Source organism: Bradyrhizobium sp. UFLA05-112 (assembly GCF_053572325.1).
The window spans coordinates 1-812 of sequence record NZ_JBANBK010000214.1; the positions used below are offsets into that span (position 1 = coordinate 1).

The window sequence follows — 812 nt, forward strand, 5'->3', positions numbered from 1 at the left end:
GGTCACTCTGGCGCAGAGCCCACCAAGCCGCAGCCCAGCGAGCTCACCTCAAGACAAAACGGCAACTGTAATGCTAGCACGTTTGGATTATTCGGCCCGGCCAGCGTCCAGGCAATTTCGAGCTCTCTTTGTAGCTACGGGATAGCTCCATCGGCTTGAGACTCTTTGCGCCGTCGGAGACCCGCCGAAAGTCCATTGGCAGGGCGGGCAGGCCTTTCAGCGAACCGGGCTGCAGAGCCTGTCAACGGTGAACTCGCGAACCAATAAATTGCCGGCAGTTGCGCTGCTCAGGGACGAGGGTGATGGATAAGATAAAGGTCGTCGCCAATCCACTGCGCCGTGTAGAGCTCGCCCCTAATGGCAAACCTTGTCGTTGACGCAGAATCGTTCGGCACGAGTTGCCATTGGCGCAGTTCAATATAGAGACCATCGGGAACGAGTTGGTCACCATCCTGAAAATCCAACGCAACGGCGTATCCGAAGTCTGGCAGGTCGTGCTGCGCTGCCAAACCGCCATGCGCGGAAGACGATGCCCTAGCTGCGGACGATGCCGCTCCCACAGATCGCGGGACCGGTTCGAGGCGCACCTGCACTGATCCATGGTGTTCAGGCTGCGGAATCAGAATAATTTCAATACCTAGCGGATTAGTTGGTGTCACCACCTCGCGTCTTCCTGCCCAGTGCGCGGTATAGGGCAGACCGTGGATGCAGAAATTTGTCGGCTGGAATGGCCTCTGTAGCGCGGCGATCTGGGAGAGAGGTGCGCGACAATCTGGATGAGAATCTGGTGTCGCGGCGGATGTGATGATCGC

1 pseudogene is annotated in these 812 nt (G+C 58.1%); it reads right to left on the reverse strand.

Going from position 1 to position 812, the window contains the following annotated elements:
* Nucleotides 1-287: 287 nt before the first annotated feature.
* A pseudogene (locus SO180_RS42430) lies at nt 288-812 on the reverse strand (hypothetical protein); the annotation flags it as partial.